The sequence below is a fragment of the Terrimonas pollutisoli genome, from assembly GCF_029360765.1.
GTDB lineage: Bacteria > Bacteroidota > Bacteroidia > Chitinophagales > Chitinophagaceae > Terrimonas_B > Terrimonas_B pollutisoli.
Map to the genome: position 1 here is coordinate 89,636 of NZ_JARKNA010000011.1, position 19,486 is coordinate 109,121.

Below are 19,486 nucleotides of genomic sequence, written 5' to 3' on the forward strand. Positions count from 1 at the left end.
AAATTATAAAGTGTAACTAATTCGTTCTGGCGATAAGAATTTGCATAGTAAGGCTTTAATCATTAAATTTAAACAACCTTTGTTGGTATCCATCTTTAAATCTTTTGCAAACAGTTTTTATGAAAACGCTTGCTCCCATCGTTCTTTTCTGCTACAAAAGACTTGATACCCTTAAGCAAACCGTGGAATCGTTGCAACAAAATTACCTTGCTTCCGAAAGTGAACTTTATATTTTTTCTGATGGCGCTAAAAAGCAGGAGGACCAGGCGGCTATCCTTGCCGTGAGAGATTACCTAAAAACCATCACTGGCTTTAAAAACGTATTCATATTTGAAGCTCGCGGCAATAAAGGACTGGCAAATTCCATTATCAACGGAGTAACAGCGGTGATCAATAAATATGAAAAAGTGATTGTGCTGGAAGACGACCTGGTTACCAGCCACAATTTCCTGGTGTACATGAATGAGGGGCTTGACTATTACCAAAACAATCCAAAGATATTTTCGATTACCGGCTTTAGTATCCCGATAAAGGGACTGGATGAAAACAGTGTGTACTTTACGCAACGGGCCAATTCCTGCGGTTGGGGTACCTGGATTGACCGGTGGAAAGAAATTGATTGGGAAGTAAAAGATTATTCAGCGCTAATGCGAAGCCGCTCTACCCGCAGGGCATTTAACAGGATGGGCTCTGATATGACGGGACTACTCACCAAACAAGTAAAAGGCAAAATCAGTTCCTGGGCCATCCGCTGGTGTTATCATCAATTCAAATACGACCTTTACTCTGTACATCCTGTGGTTTCAAAAATAAAAAACATTGGCTATGACTCAGCCGATTCCACGCATACTAAAGAAAAATTCAACCGCTTTGAAACAAAGCTGGACAAAACCGATTGCACGGCTATCAATTTTGATGTTCCTGTCCGGCTGGAAAAAAAAGTGATCCGGCAATTCGTAAGACCTTATTCGATGCCGTACAGGGCTATCTACAAAATTCTCAACATTATTCTTGGCAGTGGCGCATTCGAGGAAATGCTTCTATTCCTGGAAAAATATAGCATATAGTGAATGGAAAATGTATTGGTATAAAAAAAGCGAACCTCAGTACAGGTTCGCTTTTTTGTGATCCGGATTGGATTCAAACCAATGACCTATTGCTTAGAAGGCAATTGCTCTATTCAGCTGAGCTACCGGACCATTTTTTAAAGCAGGGCGCAAATATACCACTTCGCCGCTTATCAGAAAAAAGAACAATGACTTTTTATTTACCTATCTGAACATTACTTCGGGTACACTACATATTTTTTTTAGCTTGCAGCCAAACCAATCTTAAAGATGGATGTTAAGATAGAGCCTTCCTGGAAAGAAATACTACAGGAAGAGTTTGATAAGCCTTATTTTCAACAGATTCCGTTACACTTAAAAACAGAAAAATTACAAGGCAAAACAATCTACCCACCCGGCAGCCAAATATTTAATGCCTTCAACACTACTCCCTTTGATAAAGTAAAAGTGGTGATTATTGGGCAAGACCCCTATCATGGACCGGGACAAGCCCACGGACTTTGCTTTTCTGTCCAAAATGGAGTGCCCCCCCCGCCATCACTTATCAATATATTTAAAGAACTACAGGAGGATATTGGAATGAAGATTCCTAATCATGGCAACCTTACCAAATGGGCCGAACATGGTGTTTTTTTATTAAATGCATCCTTAACGGTTAGAGCGTCCGAACCGATGAGTCATTCCAAAATTGGTTGGGCTCAATTTACCGATGCCGTTATTAAAATAATTTCCGCCCGGAAAGAGCATGTTGTTTTTTTTCTTTGGGGAAAATTTGCACAGGATAAACGGGTGTTAATTGACGAAAACAAACATTTGATTTTACGTGCAGCACACCCGTCCCCCCTTTCGGCTTTCAATGGCTTTTTTGGTTGTAAACATTTTTCAAAAGCCAACGAATACTTAATGAGTAAAGGCATTGATCCCGTCGACTGGAGTTTATAATTGGTTTACTTTGCGCACTAAAAAATTCAACATGATACCACCGGATCTCGTATTAGAAACAAATAGGGTCATTCTGCGACCCATTGCCAGCGAAGATTATGAAAGCTTTCTTGCGCTAGCCAAACAGGACCCGGATATGTGGCAATATTTTTCATTAAACCTGGGTGATGAAAAACAGTTGACCAAGTGGATGGACCTGGCCTTTGCAGATAAAAAAGCAGAAACCAGGCGCGCCTTCACTATTATTGACAAGGCCACCAACCAAATAGCCGGCAGTAGCAGCATGGGCAATATTTCTTATCATGATCTTCGGCTGGAGATCGGCTGGAGTTGGTTGGGAAAAGATTTTCGCAGCACCGGCATCAATAAACATGCGAAGTTTTCGATGATGCGGCATGCATTTGAAACATTGCATTTTGAAAGAGTAGAATTCAAAACCGATGTTCTCAACGAAAGAGCCAGGCAAGGCCTGAGAAATGTTGGGGGCATTGAAGAAGGTGTACTGCGTAGTCATATGACCATGTGGAACAACCGCCGCCGCTCATCGATCTATTATAGTGTGCTTAAAGATGAATGGCCAGCCTTAAAACAAGCTATTTTTAAAGAAATGGAATAAAATAGTTTATTGGGTTATCAGTTTATTGGGGGCTGATTAATCGATCAACAAAAAAAAGCAAAATAGTTTATTGGATTTTCCCGATTAACCAATTAACCAATCAACCAATTAGCCATAAAAATGAAACTACTCAAAGAAATATTTGGGCGCATCTGGGCTGTCTGGGGCATCATTAGTTTTATTGCCACCTTTCTTATCGTGTTTATTCCTTCGATGATTATGTACCTGGTACCCGAACCCAAAGGCACGGACATTTTTATCCGGCTGGCGAGAATATGGATGCGGGTATGGCTGACATTAGTGGGCTGCCCTGTCACAGTCAGCGGTAAAAAGAACTTTGCAAAGGGCAAGACTTATATTGTTACATTTAATCACAACTCGTTATTGGATGTGCCGCTCTCATGTCCTTTTGTACCCGGAGCCAATAAAACAATCGCTAAAAAATCATTCACCAAAATACCGCTCTTTGGTTGGTACTATCGAAAAGGATCTGTCCTGGTTGACCGAAAAAGTGAAACGAGTCGTCGTCAGAGTTTTGAAGAGATGAAAAACGTTTTGAAAAAAGGAATGCACATGTGCATCTACCCTGAAGGTACCCGCAACAGGACGACAGAGCCATTGAAAAAATTTTACGATGGAGCGTTTAAACTGGCAGTGGAAACAAAGACTCCTGTTATTCCCACATTAATTTTTAATACCAAAAAAGCTTTGCCGGTCAACAAATCTTTTTATTTTCTTCCGCAAAAATTAGAAATGCATTTTTTGGAACCGGTAGACTCCAATAATATTTCTACAGGGCAATTAAAAGAAAAGGTGTTTGAAATAATGAAGGATTATTTTGTTAAACACAATGCTTAATAACCAGCAAAGAAAGAACGGGTACGATTGATTCGAAGGTCCTGCAAAATTCCCGATTTGGGACTAATGGTGAAATTGAAAAAGCGATAGCTACCAATGGGTGTAACATTTATTGACATCTGCCAGCAATGCATTTCCCTATTGATAGACATACTGAATTGTTGCAATTTTTTGGTATCAAAATCATAATACCCATTGACACTAAAGTTCCATTTGGGTGTGAGGCTAAAGCTTCCATTAAAGTTGGCACTAGACCTCACCTGGCTTGTAAAACCACTGTAGTCCGGTTTGATTTGCTGCGTGAAATATAAAGAGTAAGAAAGGCTAATCTGCCAGGGAATATTAAAATCAACAAATTCCGCAGGGTTTTGCTGCATATACTCCAACAATCTTTGCCTGTCACCGGCAAGCACAGGGTCATTTAGATCCTGCTCCATCTGTTCTTTTTTGGCCTGGTCCTTTTGATCATCTCTTGGTTTACTTTGGAAGGTGGTTGACATAGAGATGCTTCCGGATGAAAGACGGCCGAGACTGAAGCCTCCATCTTCCCATACATATTCATCAATATTCTGACCAAGGGAATCTGATTCATAAGGATTCAAGATGCCGCCGGCATTGATATTAATTTTGTCAAAAAGATTCGTTCTGAAATACAAATTAAACGGCGATAATTTAAACTTTGGCGCCAGGAAATTATAAGCCGTTGAAAAACCAAAGCCATCGATCAGCCTTATCTTCTTAGTAGGTTCTTCACCCGTTGTATCCTTTTTATTGCGCACCTTCATCTCCAGGTTATTATCCAGTTGAAAGGACAAGCCTCCATTTTTCCCATTACCATAACCACTATACATGCCGCCCTGGAGTTGCGGCGCTATTATCTTATAGCCATCTTCCCTGATCTGTAAATTAGTATAATATTTTTTTGACAAATCAGGTTTATAGTTGGCACTTAAAGTAGGCCGGATCACATGGCGGATGGCAGACTTTTTAAATTGATAGGTGCCAAATAATGCAGTGTTAAAACTTAAACTAAAGGCAGCCTGCTGGTCAATAAACAAACCTTTTTCGATCGTGCTATCCACTTTTTTTGCTGCGGTATCCCATTCCTGTAGCAATCGTTGTTGTACCCATACCTGCGAATAACTTACACCCGGTGATACCACAATAGCTCCGCCTAATATCGGTGGCAATGATAAAGTGATGGGTATATTATGTTGTGCGCCCCATTGCAACGTATCGATCAGGTCGCTGACTTTAAAAGCAGTGTCATAGAAGGAAACCTGGTTTCTGAAATTGCCGTTGTAAGCAATCCCCAGCTGTTCATACCATTTTTTTGATCCTGAAAATTCTTTGCTTTGGAAAGGGTAAAGTGTGCTCACCGTAAAGCCAACATCCGGTAAACTTACATTTACCAGGCGGGTTTGGTTATTTTGATTATGATTAGCCGTTACCGTGAGATTATACGGTTTATCCACCCATGTTTTTGAATAGCTGATGGATGACCCTAATTGGTTTTGGATATTCAGGTTTGGATCATTCGGAACATTTTCATTATAGGTGGTAGAACTGGCATTCACACTGGCGGAGAATGTTGTTCCCGGCCTGGCACGGGCATCTGCAGCATGGCTCCAGGTCAGTGTATAACTGTTGTTGGAATAGAAATCCGGATCGCCTTTAAAATTTCGCTTTGTCTTTTGCAAACCAAAATTCAATGACCCCTGGTAGCGATAGCGTTTGCGATAAGTAGGATTGATATTTGCCGACCAACCACCGTACGAATAAATATTGCCATAAAATTTTGTATCCCAATATTGATTAAACACCTGGTAATAACCCAGCCCTTCCAACCCAAGACCAAATTGTTCGTTGGTGGCAAACTGTGGTGGCAATAAACCAGACTTGCGTCCCTGGCTTAAAGGATAAAAGCCGAACGGGATATAAACCGGGATTGGCACACCTTCAAATTCAGGATGAGCAGGACCAGAAACAGCTACTTTTTTATTGATCACTTTTAGCTGATTAGCTCTGAAGCCAAAATGCGGGTCATCCAAATTACACGTAGTAAAAAATCCTCTTTTAACAAAGGTTACATTAGCATCCACCTTTTTTACCAGTTCGCCATGTACAAACATTTCACCGGATTGGGTGATGGTGTTTTTCGTGAGACCCTTTTGCGTTTTAAAATTGTACACAATGGTATCACTGGTAAATTCATTTTCCGCCTGTTTAAAAACGGCATCCTCCGATACCGCACCCGTACTATCTTTACTGTTATAGGCCGTCAGTAATTGAGATTCCTGGTCAAGTGCGACCTTGGGCGCCGTCAGGGTGATGTCCTGGTACTCAGTTTTAGTCTTTCCATACAGGAATATCTTTTTTGATTTTATCATGACTACCACCGAGTCTTCCGCATAATATTGTAACGGTGCACTCAATGTATCCTTGGATAATTTTAAAGAAAAAGTATCTATCTTTTGCACTTGTATTGAATCATTGACGGGGATCGTATCGTTGATTGGAATGGTGTCGGAAGCGATGATGGTGACAGAGTCTTTAGGTGCAACAATGCGGGGTTTTATGGTGTCCCCTTTTTTTGTTAAAAGACTGTCAAAGTCTTTGGGAGGAATACGTTGGGCCTGTGATTGCGGCGTTACTACGAACAGAATTACAGCTATTAACACTGTTTTAAAAAAAATATTTAAACTAAATTTGCGCAGTCTGTTCATAGTGTGGGAACAAAAGTAAATGTTTCAATGCTAAACAATTTGTGAAGATTAGAAAATAACTCATTAATAAACATGAAAAGAATGATAAAAAGAGGTCTCCTGTTTCTATTTCCTATCAGTCTTTCTATCTTACTTTTTTCTTTTTCTGGTAAACACCAACAGCCATCACCAAAGGCTGCTCTAATAAAAACACTCATCATTGACCCCGGTCATGGGGGAATAGATCCCGGAGCAAGAGGCAGTTTTTCTAACGAGGCTGATGTAAGTCTTGCAGTCTCGCTGAAATTTGGAAAAGCATTGCAGGAAGAGTTTCCTGATTTGAAAATTGTTTATACCCGCACTACAGATGTTATGGCGGGCAATAAAAGAACCAAAGACGAAGGCTTGAGATATCGTGCTAACCTGGCCAATGAATCCGGCGGAGATCTTTTTATTGCTATCCATTGTAATTCGGCACCTGATATCCGTCATAGAGAATTTGCCGGTTATAAATCGGTAACTTCTTACGTGGGTAGGGGAAAAAAGAAAAGAAGGGTAACGAAGAAGGTTCCCCAATATCGTTATTGGACATCTCCGAATCCTGCACATGGTACCGAAACCTATATCTGGGCGGTAAGTAAAAATGATGCGAAAGTAAGTGCCGTTAATAAGATCGGTGAAGAATATGGTGAGCAGGACTCTACCTTAACTATAGCATTGCCCGATCCTTCTGACCCCGCAGAAAAAGCAAGAATGCTTATTTATGCTCAAAATTATTTTAGAAAAAGCCTGAACCTGGCAGACCTCGTAGAAAAAGAATTTATCGCTTCAGGCAGATTTAGCCGTGGAGTGAAACAAAGAAATCATGCTGGTATCTGGGTATTGCAGGCGACCGGCATGCCAAGTATATTGGTAGAGTTGGGCTTTATTTCTCACCCCGAAGATGAACGATATATTAACAGTGAAAAGGGACAGGATGAGATGGTGGAGGACCTTGTGAATGCTTTTAAAGCCTATAAACAAAAGATAGAATCAAGAAGCATCAGCACTTCAAATTAGTAATAAGAAATTGGTTGAAAATGGGTGAACGGACTTCACCCATTTTTTTTATGTTAGAAAATGTAACTAAAGCGTTTAAAAATAATTAGTTAATTTGGCGGCTGGGAAACGAAACCGGCATTATGAAGATTAAAAACGAAACCAAAGTAGGCGTATTGACCGTTGTGGCCCTCGCCTTGCTCATCATAGGCTTCAATTTTTTAAAGGGCAAAGACATTTTCAACAATACTACCAAGATCTATGCAGTTTTTTCGAAACTCGGATCACTGGCCAAATCAAACGAGGTAAAGATCAATGGCCTCACTGTGGGCACAGTGTATGCGATGGAAGAAACGGATAAAAATGTTAGCGGTATCAAGGTAACCATCAGCCTTACCCGTGATGTCAATATCCCCAGCAATTCCGTGGCGTATATCACTGCGCCTTTAGGCGGTTTAGGTTCCTCCTCCATAATTATTGAAAAAGGTGATGCTGCCACCTATTTAAAAGACGGTGATGTGATGCAGACAAGAATAGATGAAGGTCTTTTTGGTGGCTTGTCCGCAGAAGTATCTCCCACCCTCTCAAAAATCAGGAACTCATTGGATTCGCTAAACCGTGTATTTGGAAACATCAATTCCTTATTTGATGCAGGTGCTAAACGAAACCTGCAGCATACCATTGCGAATCTTGATATGGCCACCAGTTCGTTAAACAGAATCCTCGACCCTCAGAACAGTGCCCTGGCTTCCACTCTTAATAATGTAAATGCTATCACAGGCAACCTGAAGAATAACAATGATAGTATTACCGCCATTGTTGCCAATACAAAACAATTCACTGATAAATTATCAAAGCTTGACCTGCAACAAACAATGGATACATTGCAAGCGGCAATGACGCAGCTGAAAGCAACTATTACCAAGATATCCAGCAAAGATGGTTCACTGGGGGCTTTAATTAATGACAGGCAACTGTACAATAAACTGACTGATGCGATCCTGAGTGCAGAAATTTTGATCGACGATCTTCGTGCGCATCCCAAACGCTACGTTAATTTATCCATCTTTGGCAAAAAAGATAAAGGTGGGGCTTTAACTTCGCCCCTGAAAAAAGATACGGTTCCCCGGTGAGTCGCTAATGAATTACAATAAATTTTCCTCCTTCCTTATTTTATTGCTGCTGTTAAACGGCCATTGGGTGTTTGCGCAAAACAGTCCCGGCACCGTTGCTGAAGACACTACCAAAAAGGTTCATATACTTAGCAATACCCGCAACCTGGTGTTTCAAACACTTGACGATAGTACAAGGATTACCATCGTAACGGGCGATGTAAAACTAAGACAGGGAACGGCCTTGTTTTATTGTGATAGTTGTGTAATCAACTCCCGCACCAATATATTCGAAGCCTGGGGAAAAGTGCACATCAATGATTCAGACACGGCTCATATTTATGCTAACCATCTTCGCTATCTCAGTAAATCGAGGCTGGCCTACCTGGACGGCAACGTGAAATTAACCGATGGCAAAGCGACGCTTACCACTCCCGACCTGGAATATGATATGGAAACCAACCTGGGTATTTACAAAAATGGCGGTAAGGTGGTCAATAAAAAATCGGTGCTTACCAGCCAGGAAGGCTGGTATTATGCCGATCTGAAAGATGTGTATTTTAAAAAAAATGTGCTGCTGAAAGATCCGGCTTATACGATCGATACCGACTCCCTACTTTATAACACGACAACTCAAAGCACCCGGTTCATTTCCAGAACTACCATTAAGGATAGCAGTGGTCGTATCATTAAGACAAGAGAAGGCTATTATAACCAGCAAACTGGCAAAGCAGAATTTGGACAGCGGCCCGAGATCATTGATGGCAACCGGTTCATCACTGGCAATCGTATTGCATTTGATGATAGTACCGGCATGTACCAGGCCGAGGGTAATGCCGTTGTAAGGGATACGGCACAGGGAACTACCATCATTGGTGGATTGATTTACCAAAACCGGAAAACGGAAGCGGTGCTGGCGACTCGTAAACCACTTATGATCATCAAGCAACAGGAAGACTCCATTTATATTACGGCCGATACACTTTTCTCAGCTCGCCTCACCGACAGGTTTGGCAAAACTTCGCTGGAGATAGATACCATCAAAGGAACGAACGTAGTAGCCATCAATGAAAATGACAGTATAGGTATTACCACGGTTGACACCAATTTGACTGCGGCAATTACTGATACGTTGATAAGAATGGATTCAGTAATGAAAAATATGGCGGTGGAAAAAAAGTTGGCAGTGATCGACAGGAATGATAGCATCAAAAACAACAAGCCCGATAGCTCCTTATTGCAAAAGCCAATGGATATTTCGGTGGAGAACAAATTGCCGGAGGCAGATACTACGAAAGGGAGGCAGCTTGTTGTCAATGAAAAAGACAGCACCAATCGCTATTTTGAAGCTTACAGTCATGTACGCATTTTTTCTGACTCATTGCAATCCGTTTGTGACAGCCTGTTCTATTCCTTTAAAGATTCTGTATTCAGGTTATATAAAGACCCGGTAGTGTGGGCACAGAAAAGCCAGATCACAGGCGATACCATTCATCTGTTTACAAAAAATAAAAAAGCGGATAAGGTAGAGGCTTTTGAAAACAGTTTTTTAATTAACCGGTTGGACGATGATGTTTACAACCAGATCAAGTCCACCCGTATGGATGGATGGTTTATTGACGGTAATATTGATTCGGTAAGGGCACAGGCCTTTGCGGAATGCATCTATTATATACAAGATGATGACAGCGCCTATACAGGCATTAACCAGTCGCAGTGTGACATCATCGATATTTATTTTGAAAATAAAGAATTGGATAAAGTAGTATTTCGAAGTGCCGTTACCGGTACCATTTGGCCCGTCAAACAAAAAAGCCCCCAGGAAATGCAATTGCAGGGTTTTCGATGGCTGGACGAACGAAGACCAAAGACGAAGTATGAGATGTTTGAGTAAATTTCTTATTGAAAGTTTGCAACCACTCTACCAGCTATCCTGTTCTTGAACATTTGCAAACCACCATTCCTTTCATTTTGCTAGTATCATTCATCAGGACCATTAGCAAAATAAAGCCTTAGCAAAAAGTGACTTTAAGTTTCAGCCAGGAACAAGCATAAATTTATTTACTCGCTTACCCAAACAGCAGTTTTATGACATTATATGAAAGGAAGCCTAATGTAATGGTAAAAAAATTGGTGATATCTGTCCTTTATCAGGGTTAAATATCACCAGGTGTACTACAAGAATTAAATTAATTAAAAAGCCTTCTTCGGCAGCTCCTCGCCTTTTTTTGCTTTCACCAGGTTTTGCTGGCTGATCACATCATTCACTACTTTAACTGCCTGGTCGAGATAAATATCTTTTCTCAAATTTTTCAACCACTGGTTAAATCGTTCCTGTTTTGACTTGTCGTTTGCCCAGCGATCCGTTTCACCTGGAAGAGCTGAGAGATTGATATCATTTTTTAGCTTCATCAGGGATTCATTTTGTGTAAATGTGGCCCTGATTAGTTTTTGCTCTTTTCTGTATTTATCCAGTTGCAATGAATATTGCTTATCATTCTGGCTGGCCAGCCACTCGGTATTTTCTTTTATTAATTTAAATGCAGGATCGTTCTCAATACGTTGGTTGCTCAACTGCTGAATTACCTTCAAATCATAACCGGCATTCCAGGCTGAATAAGGCGATTTGTTGATCTCATCCCATGGCAATGCATCGGGATTATCCTTTTCTCTCACCTTCAGGTGCTCGAGTTGATCTGGCAAAACTATGTCAGAAGTAACACCTCTCAACTGAGTAGAACCACCGTTGATCCGATAGAACTTTTGTAAGGTCAATTTAACCGTTCCCAGTTCCGAATTAGACATGGAGAAACCTGTTTCAGGATCCAGGCCTATATTGCGCTGCACGGTTCCTTTACCGTAAGTGGAAGTACTTCCAATAACCACCCCCCGTCCATAATCCTGGATGGCAGCCGCGAATATTTCGGAAGCAGATGCGCTAAACTCGTTTACCATTACTGCCAGCGGACCCGTATATAAAACAGATTTGTCTTTATCCTTTAACACCTGCGGCCTGTTTTCCCTGTCTTTTACCTGTACTATTGGTCCGTCTTCAATAAACAAACCTGCCATTTGTACTACATCATATAAAGAACCTCCGCCATTGTTACGAAGATCTATCACGATACCATCAACACTCTGCTCTTTTAATTTTACGACTTCTTTTTGCACATCGATATAGCTGCGATTGCCATTTACATTTTCAAAATCTGCATAAAACTCAGGCAAGAAAATATAACCAATCTTGGAATTACCAGTTTTTACAATCGCACTACGGGCAAATGTTTCATCCTGCACGATTTCATCACGAATAAGTGAAACAACCTTAAGCGAACCATCGGCTTTTTTTAGAGTCAGTTTAACTTCAGTTCCCTTTTTACCGCGGATCAATTTTACTGCGTCTGTTACCAAATAACCGGTAAGATCGACAGGCTCTTCCTTGCCCTGTGCCACCTTCTGAATGATATCACCCGGTTTCAGCTCACCCGATTTCCAGGCTGGTGTTCCGGCAACAATGCTGCTTACTTTAATATTGCCTTCGTCATATTGCAATTGTGCACCAATACCAAAAAAACGACCGCTCATTTCTTCATCAAAATATCTTTTATCTACCGGTGGGAAAAATTCCGTATGAGGATCCATTGTATTGGTAATCGCATTGACAAACACATTGAACTTGTCATCATCATTGAATTTAAAACGGAAACGTTCAAACAACCGGTCGATGATCTTTTTCACTTTTTCACGAGCATCTGTTTCAAGCTCGGCATCTGTTTTGGCAACAAATCCTTCCTTGCCTTTATTCTTCTCCCTCGTGTCAAGCATATCGGAATAGCGCTCCAAAGTCAGGTACTTCAGCTTTTTTCTCCAGCGTTCTTTTATTTCACCTGCGGAGCCGGCATACTCCAATTTATCGCCATCAAGTATTACCTGCTCATCGATGGTAAAGTCAAACGGTTTAGCCAATACATCATTGCAGATAACTGCCGCTTCTTCCATTCTTGTATTAAACACCTTGCCAGCAGCCTGGAAAAATTCTACCGGTGCTCCTTTTATTTCATCATCAATTTTTGCTTCGTATTTTTTTTGCAGCGAAGTGATGTCACTTTGCAAAAACATATTTTTCTCGGGATCGAGATCAACCAGGTATTTGGAAAAAATCTTCCTGGAAAAATTATCATTTATGTCCTGCGGACTAAAATGCGCCTGGGTCAACATGCTTCCAACCAGTTTCAATATTTCTTCATATTTGTTTGGCGGATTCTTTGTTCCAGTTCCCATAGTTTGAAATGCCAGGAATGAGCCTGCCACAATCATCATGATCACAATTGGAAGTCGCTTCATATTCAATAGATATTTTAGTGCATTATGCATATCCAAAAATAACGCAAAATCAACGGTTTTAGTGCTTCTACTCCCTTTTAACAATGGTTTTTGATAAGCGGAAAAATGAAGCAAGAGCCCCGAAGTGTGACTTGTGCTAACGGCGTAAAACCGGCAGTTGGCAGTCTGTTTTTAATCAATACGACTCTTAACCGCTTCTGCTCCTACTATCTGGCTTCTTTTTTTCTGCGGATGATTTTTTTACTTCCCTTTTTTACCTATTTTTGCAGCTCTAAAATGGTGGTTGTAGCTCAGTTGGTTAGAGCATCAGATTGTGGTTCTGAGGGTCGCCGGTTCGAGCCCGGTTAGCCACCCTACCAAACCCCGATTTCGTCAGAAGCGAACGGGGTTTTTAATTTTAAGTACCAAGAATGAATTACTGGCTTCTTTCCATTCCCCTTCTTTCTGCTTTTGTTGGCTGGCTCACTATCAACCTGGCAGTTAAGTTGCTTTTTAAGCCTTATGTGCCAATTTCTTTTTTAGGCTTTAAAATCCACGGGGTATTTCCTGCCCGAAAGGATGAGATTGCCCGGGCTGCTTCAAACTATGCGGCTACACAGTTTGCGGATCTTAACGGGTTGGAACAAAAAATCAGCGATCCGAAAAATTTTGAAAATGTAAAACCGCTTATTGAAGACCACATGGATGATTTTCTGCGTAACAGGCTCAAAGAACAAATGCCTATGATCAGCATGTTCATTGGCGACAAAACCATCAGTTCATTAAAAGCAATTTTTATCCAGGAAATAGAGGACCTTTTCCCCCAGGTGATGCTACAGTTTAGTGACACATTAAAACAGCAATTTAATATTAAAGACCTCGTTAGAGAAAAAATCAAGGCGATTTCTCCGGAACAGCTTACTAATCTTGCTTACACCCAGCTTAATAAGCAATTACGATCAGCATCTATGCTTGGCACTGGCATTGGATTGTTAACTGGTCTTATACAACTAGCCATCATTTTACTTTCTTCCTGAACTGGTTTAATACTCCTACAAGGTCAATTCGGATAATATTCCCCGCCATTCGTGTAATAGTCACGATGATGTCAGCAAGTTCTGACAATTTTGGGCGTCAAATGTTCACACAACATATATTCCAACCTTCACACAACATATTATGAGATATTTTTTTACTGCCTCTTTTTTATTTTTTACAGCAATTTCATTTGCTCAGCCCCAATTTGGAGGAGGAAATCGTGGACAAGGACAATCTATAACCGGACGTTTGTACGGTAAAATTGTTGAATCTATTTCAGGTAAACCCGTCGAATATGCGTCCGTTCAACTTATACAAAATAAACTTGACACCGTTACCAGGCAGCGAAAGGAAACAGTAATAGGTGGTATGCTAACCAGGGCCAATGGCGATTTTACCGTTGAAAATGTACCTGTATTTGGTCCCTTGAAATTGAAAGTAACCGGCATAGGTTATAAAGAATATACTCAAAACGTCTCCTTTGAACTAAAGAGAGGTGGCGACCCGAGTGCTATGATGAATGCCCTTGATAAAGACCTTGGCAACATCAAAATTGAAATTGAAGAAAAGGTATTGGGAAACGTGACAGTTACTTCTGAAAGACCGGGATTACAGTTAGGAATCGACCGAAAAGTTTTTAATGTAGATAAAAACCTGGTATCCGCCGGGGGAACGGCAGTAGACATTATGCGTAATATTCCATCATTGAATGTAGATATTGATGGCAATGTCACTATGCGAAATAATACACCTCAACTGTTTGTGGATGGACGTCCCACTACCCTTACATTAGAACAGATTCCGGCTGATGCAATTCAAAGTGTTGAATTGATCACCAATCCTTCAGCAAAATTTGATGCGTCTGGCGGTACCTCTTGTATTCTGAATGTAGTGCTCAAAAAAGAAAAAAAGGTTGGCTACAATGGAAATGTAAGAACCAATGTGGATTCCCGTGGCCGTGTCGGTTTTGGAGGCGATATTAATCTTCGCCAGCAAAAAGTAAACTTGTTTGCAAGTGGTATGCTCAATCAGCGAAAATCGATCAGTACAGGAGAGACAACCCGCACCAATTTATTTGACGACCCGGATACTTATATCCTGCAGAATGATCGCTCAGTTCAAAGGGGACAATTTGGTTTTGGCCGTGCAGGACTGGATTATTTTATCAGCAACCGGAATACGTTATCACTGAGTGCCAACTTTGCACGGGGTAGCTTTAAACCGCACACTGAAAGCGATATCCTGGTTGATACATTATATTCCCCTGTTAAAAGCTCTTCGTTTTACAATCGAAGCTCCGACGTGAAAGGAAATTTTCGCAACCTTGGCACTACCATTAGTTTTAAGCATAACTTCCCGAGAGCCGGTCGTGAATGGACCGCGGATGCGACCTATAATAAAAGTAAAAACTCCAATAACAGCAATATTGTTACTGACACATTTAGCGTACCAGCGCATGATCTTGTCGGAACTTACAAGCAGCTACAACAGGTAAGAGGCAACAATGAAAATTTGGTGATACAAACTGATTTTGTTAATCCCCTCAATGACAAGTCAAAAATAGAAATGGGATTGCGGGCACAATTAAGGAAAACTAAGAGTGCCAGTGCTTTCTATCTTGATGACAATGGTCAATGGGTATTGCAACCAACTTCGCAAACAAATTATGAAAGTAATGACCAGGTGTATGCTGCCTATGCGGCTTATTCCAACCAGGTTGGTGCATTCGGTTATCAATTGGGGTTACGTGCAGAAAGTTCAAACTATGAAGGCAAATTGCTGAAGACCGGCGAAACCTTTGATATTAAATTTCCGGTAAGCCTCTTTCCCAGCATTTTTGTTTCTCAAAAATTAGGTGACGATCAAAGTTTGCAATTGAACTACAGCCGCCGGATCAACCGGCCCAACTTTTGGCAACTGACACCGATCACCGATTCATCAGACAGGCTGAATCCAAGAAAAGGTAATCCGGGACTAAAACCGGAATTCACCAATTCACTGGAGCTTTCGTATGAAAAAACATTTAAGAATAAAGGCAATTTCCTCGCATCCATTTATTATAAGCATACCGACGATCTGATCACCAGCTTCCAGGAACGCGGCACGGGTTCAGGCGGCGAAACCGTTGCATTAACTACCTTCATTAATGCCAATTCGAGCTATGTTACCGGTATTGAATTAACATCAAGAAATAATTTTACCAAGTGGTGGGAGTTTACACCCAATTTCAATCTTTATACATCGGATGTAAAGATCAATTTAGCCGGCGAAACTGATCAGCCTAGATTGACAAGCTACTTCGTAAAAGTGAATAATACATTCAAATTACCGAAGAATGTTTCCATTCAGCTATCTGGTGATTACCAGTCTAAAACTGTATTACCTCCCGGCGGCAGTGGTAGTGGCGGTGGTGGCCGGGGAATGGGACCAATGTTTGGAGGTCCGGCTTCTGCTTCACAAGGATATGTTCGTCCTAACTATGGCGTAGATGTCGCTGTTCGCTATGAATTTTTAAAGAACAAGGCTGCTTCTTTTTCAGTGAATATGAATGATATTTTCAGAACACGTCGCTCAGACATACATTCGGAATCCTCTTTCATTATTCAGGATGCATTCCGCCGTCGTGACCCACAAATTCTTCGCGTCAACTTCAGTTGGCGTTTTGGAAAAATTGATCCTAATCTCTTCAAACGCAAAAGTACAAGAGCCGACCAGGGAGGTGCAACAGAAGGAATGAATATGGGGCAATAAAGCTGGTAACGATAAAGAGATAACAAACAGAAGAGGTCTAATAATCACATGTAGAAACAAAACCTTCCGTGTACAAGCGGAAGGTTTTTTATTGGGGGCAGGAATGTATATTTGACGCTTTATGCGCCAACTTGTATTTACAGTAACTAACGACCTCACCTACGACCAGCGAATGATACGCATTTGCTCTTCGTTGGCTAATGCCGGCTTTGCTGTGACATTGGTTGGCCGAAAAATGAAAGACTCTGTGCAACTCCGGGCAATGCCCTTTTCGCAGAAAAGATTGTTTTGTTTTTTTTCAAAAGGAAAAATGTTTTATGCCGAATACAACATCCGGCTTTTCTTCTATTTACTCTTCCGAAAAATGGATCTTATCTGTGCGATAGACCTGGATACTATTTTACCCTGTCTTTGGATATCAAAAATCAAAGGCAAACAAAGAGTGTATGACGCACATGAACTTTTTTGTGAGATGAAAGAAATTGTTCAACGGCCGGGTGTTTACAAAATCTGGAAAAACATTGAACGAAAAACTGTTCCTCAATTTAAACTTGGCTACACAGTAAATGAGCCAATTGCACAAGAGTTTAAACGAATGTATGGCTGTGAATATATCGTTATCAAAAATGCACCGGTTCTCAAGCCATTTGTAATACCGGAAAAACAAGAGAAATACATTTATTACCAGGGTGCAGTCAATGAAGGCAGGAGCTTTGAAACCGTCATCCCGGCTATGAAAGAGGTAAATGCCCGCTTGCTGATCGCCGGAGATGGAAATTTTATGGAACCGGCAAGACAATTAGTAAAAGAACATGGGCTTGAAAAAAAAATAATTTTTCTCGGCAAAATAGAACCAAATCAACTTCCGCAATATTTACATAAAGCCTGGATTGGGCTCACTTTGTTTGAAAACAAAGGTCTTAGCAATTACTTCTCACTGGCCAACCGGTTTTTTGACTATATCCATGCTGGCGTACCACAACTTGGTGTAGACTACCCGGTATACCGGGAAATAAACAAAAATGCTCCCGTTGCTGTTCTAATTGAGGATTTGAGCAGCAGCAATATTGCGGCTCAACTGAACCTATTACTCGAAAATGATGTTTTGTATCATGAACTGCAGCAAAACTGCCTGCAAAAGAGAGAATTAATCAATTGGCAACATGAAGAACAAAAATTGCTCAGTTTTTATCAATCCATTTTTAAATAGGTGAGTCGTTATCTACATATTGTATGCCTCGATGTGCCCTGGCCTGCCGATTATGGCGGCGCTATTGATATGATGAATCGTATCAAAATGTTTCACAAACTTGGCGTTCGCATTCACCTGCATTATTTCAGTTATAATGACAGAGGCAACCCTAATGAATTAAACCAGTTTTGTGAAACAATCAGTGTTTACAAAAGAGAGAATAATCCATCAGGGTTTTCGCTAAAGACACCATTCATTGTTTCCTCCCGCATCAATGAGCAATTGATTGAAAGGCTGCAACAGGATAATCACCCCATATTATTGGAAGGCATTCATTGCACGGGTATATTACCAAAGCTGGATTTGAAAGCCCGGAAAATAATTGTGCGGATGCACAATGAAGAAAGCATTTATTACAAAGAACTGGCAATGGCCGAACATAGCCTTGTCAAAAAAATATTCTTCTACAACGAAAGCAGGCTTCTAAAAAAATACACGCATCATTTGCCACAGGATTGTGTTTATGCCTGCATTTCGGAAAATGATATTCGACTGCTACAGCACGACTATAAGTTAGACAAGGTAAAGTTTCTACCTGCATTCCCCAGTTGGCAAAAAGTAAATGGGCAAGAAGGTCAGGGATGCATTTGCCTGTATCATGGCAATCTTTCTGTAATCGAAAATGAGAAAGCGGCACTATGGCTGCTATGCGAGGTTTTTACAAAAGCGAGGGTTCCTTTTGTCATTGCGGGAAAAAAACCATCCAAAAGATTGCAGAAATTAGCCGGCCTTTGCCAGCATACCTGCCTCGTAGCTGACCCTGTTGAATCGGAGATGAATGATCTTGTTCACAAAGCGCAAATACATGTGTTGCCATGCTTCAATAAAAAAGTAACCGGCATCAGGCTTAAATTATTACATGCATTGTTTGAGGGAAGACATTGCGTCGTGAACCAGCAAATGGTAGATGGTACAGGGTTGGAAGATGCTTGCCATATAGGCAGCACGGCAAATGCTTTTGCATCTATCATTACGCAGCTATATCATCAGCCGTTTACAAGAGAGGAGATCATTTTGCGAAAGCAATTGCTGGGATCCACCTATGACAATGAAAAAAATGCTCACCAGCTTATTCAATGGTTATGGTAGCATTATCGATCACCCTTCCTCTTTCTGTCTTTATCGTCCTTGCCGGAAATTTTTGCACCACAATATAATCATGCGTTGCCATTACAATGGATGTATTAAAGTCACGGCTGATATGAAACAGCAAATTCATGATCTCATCGGACGTTTCAGGATCAAGATTACCCGTAGGCTCATCTGCCAATATCAGTTTGGGGGAATTCAATAAAGCACGGGCTATATCTACTCTTTGTTGTTCACCACCACTTAATTCAAATGGCATTTTAAAACCTTTCGCCTTCAAGCCCACTTTGTCTAACACATCCAACACTTTTTCATCCATCAGTTTTTCATCGGTCCATCCTGTTGCTTTCAAAACAAACTTCAGGTTGTTGTTTACATTGCGATCGGTCAGTAATTGAAAATCCTGGAATACAACACCCAATGTCCGGCGCAGGTAAGGAACTTTTCTCCAATCCAGGTTGCGAATACCAAAACCAGCTACTGTAGCTTCTCCTTCAGTTAATGCCAACTCACCATACAGTGTTTTTAAAAGACTGGATTTGCCGGTTCCTGTTTTACCAACCAAATACACAAACTCTCCTTTATTAACCGTAAGATTTACATCCTGCAACACAAGATTATTACCCTGGTATATGTTAGCATGACTTATTTCAATAATCGGCTCTGACATTATTTCCAACTTTTGTTGCAAAATA

General features: G+C 40.8%; 14 protein-coding genes and 2 tRNA genes. 12 read left to right on the top strand and 4 right to left on the bottom strand.

The window, feature by feature from the left end; genetic code table 11:
• The first annotated feature begins 119 nt into the window (after positions 1–119).
• Positions 120–1,067 carry a glycosyltransferase gene (locus tag P2W73_RS17035; protein WP_276503288.1) on the top strand — a complete coding sequence of 316 codons (948 nt, stop codon included), beginning with the start codon at positions 120–122 and terminating at the stop codon, positions 1,065–1,067.
• Positions 1,068–1,125: 58 nt separating this feature from the next.
• Here the strand turns inward: P2W73_RS17035 and P2W73_RS17040 are convergent.
• Positions 1,126–1,199: transfer RNA gene (locus P2W73_RS17040), tRNA-Arg, on the bottom strand.
• Between the two features lie 138 nt (positions 1,200–1,337).
• On the opposite strand from P2W73_RS17040, the gene ung reads away from it, so the two are divergent.
• The 3 genes from ung (at position 1,338) to P2W73_RS17055 (ending at position 3,483) form a co-directional block, all read left to right on the top strand.
• Entirely contained in the window at positions 1,338–2,009 is a 672-nt protein-coding gene (ung, locus tag P2W73_RS17045) for a uracil-DNA glycosylase (protein ID WP_276503289.1), read from the top strand.
• A 31-nt stretch (positions 2,010–2,040) separates the two neighbouring features.
• Positions 2,041–2,625 (top strand): GNAT family N-acetyltransferase, encoded by a 585-nt coding sequence (locus tag P2W73_RS17050; RefSeq protein WP_276503290.1) that lies wholly within the window; start codon positions 2,041–2,043, stop codon positions 2,623–2,625.
• A gap of 120 nt (positions 2,626–2,745) precedes the next feature.
• Positions 2,746–3,483, top strand: coding sequence for a lysophospholipid acyltransferase family protein (locus P2W73_RS17055; RefSeq protein WP_276503291.1), 738 nt, complete (start codon positions 2,746–2,748; stop codon positions 3,481–3,483).
• Here the strand turns inward: P2W73_RS17055 and P2W73_RS17060 are convergent.
• Positions 3,480–6,164, bottom strand: a complete 2,685-nt coding sequence (locus P2W73_RS17060; RefSeq protein ID WP_276503292.1) for a putative LPS assembly protein LptD — start codon at positions 6,162–6,164, stop codon at positions 3,480–3,482. The two genes, P2W73_RS17055 and P2W73_RS17060, sit on opposite strands and share 4 nt — an antisense overlap.
• 117 nt (positions 6,165–6,281) lie before the next feature.
• On the opposite strand from P2W73_RS17060, the gene P2W73_RS17065 reads away from it, so the two are divergent.
• The 3 genes from P2W73_RS17065 to P2W73_RS17075 all read left to right on the top strand — a co-directional run bounded on the left by P2W73_RS17065 (position 6,282) and on the right by P2W73_RS17075 (position 10,232).
• Complete coding sequence (locus P2W73_RS17065; RefSeq protein WP_276503293.1) at positions 6,282–7,247, top strand: N-acetylmuramoyl-L-alanine amidase family protein; 966 nt, start codon at positions 6,282–6,284, stop codon at positions 7,245–7,247.
• 122 nt (positions 7,248–7,369) lie between these two features.
• Positions 7,370–8,359, top strand: a complete 990-nt coding sequence (locus P2W73_RS17070; RefSeq protein WP_276503294.1) for an MlaD family protein — start codon at positions 7,370–7,372, stop codon at positions 8,357–8,359.
• 7 nt (positions 8,360–8,366) lie between these two features.
• On the top strand, positions 8,367–10,232 hold the full coding sequence (locus P2W73_RS17075; RefSeq protein WP_276503295.1) for an OstA-like protein: 1,866 nt from the start codon (positions 8,367–8,369) through the stop codon (positions 10,230–10,232).
• Between the two features lie 299 nt (positions 10,233–10,531).
• On the opposite strand, the gene P2W73_RS17080 is transcribed toward P2W73_RS17075, so the two are convergent.
• Positions 10,532–12,682 (bottom strand): carboxy terminal-processing peptidase, encoded by a 2,151-nt coding sequence (locus tag P2W73_RS17080; RefSeq protein ID WP_276503296.1) that lies wholly within the window; start codon positions 12,680–12,682, stop codon positions 10,532–10,534.
• 278 nt (positions 12,683–12,960) lie between these two features.
• On the opposite strand from P2W73_RS17080, the gene P2W73_RS17085 reads away from it, so the two are divergent.
• The 5 genes from P2W73_RS17085 to P2W73_RS17105 all read left to right on the top strand — a co-directional run bounded on the left by P2W73_RS17085 (position 12,961) and on the right by P2W73_RS17105 (position 18,791).
• Positions 12,961–13,036, top strand: a tRNA-His gene (locus tag P2W73_RS17085).
• A gap of 56 nt (positions 13,037–13,092) precedes the next feature.
• Positions 13,093–13,698: a DUF445 domain-containing protein gene (locus tag P2W73_RS17090; protein ID WP_276503297.1), complete on the top strand. Its 606-nt coding sequence runs from the start codon at positions 13,093–13,095 to the stop codon at positions 13,696–13,698.
• Between the two features lie 142 nt (positions 13,699–13,840).
• Complete coding sequence (locus P2W73_RS17095; RefSeq protein ID WP_276503298.1) at positions 13,841–16,450, top strand: outer membrane beta-barrel protein; 2,610 nt, start codon at positions 13,841–13,843, stop codon at positions 16,448–16,450.
• Positions 16,451–16,571: 121 nt separating this feature from the next.
• A complete protein-coding gene (locus tag P2W73_RS17100) occupies positions 16,572–17,660 on the top strand; it encodes a glycosyltransferase (protein WP_276503299.1) in 1,089 nt (362 codons plus the stop codon).
• Positions 17,661–18,791 carry a glycosyltransferase gene (locus P2W73_RS17105; RefSeq protein WP_276503300.1) on the top strand — a complete coding sequence of 377 codons (1,131 nt, stop codon included), beginning with the start codon at positions 17,661–17,663 and terminating at the stop codon, positions 18,789–18,791.
• Here the strand turns inward: P2W73_RS17105 and P2W73_RS17110 are convergent.
• Complete coding sequence (locus tag P2W73_RS17110) at positions 18,772–19,461, bottom strand: cell division ATP-binding protein FtsE (RefSeq protein WP_276503301.1); 690 nt, start codon at positions 19,459–19,461, stop codon at positions 18,772–18,774. The genes P2W73_RS17105 and P2W73_RS17110 overlap by 20 nt on opposite strands.
• Positions 19,462–19,486 lie beyond the last annotated feature (25 nt).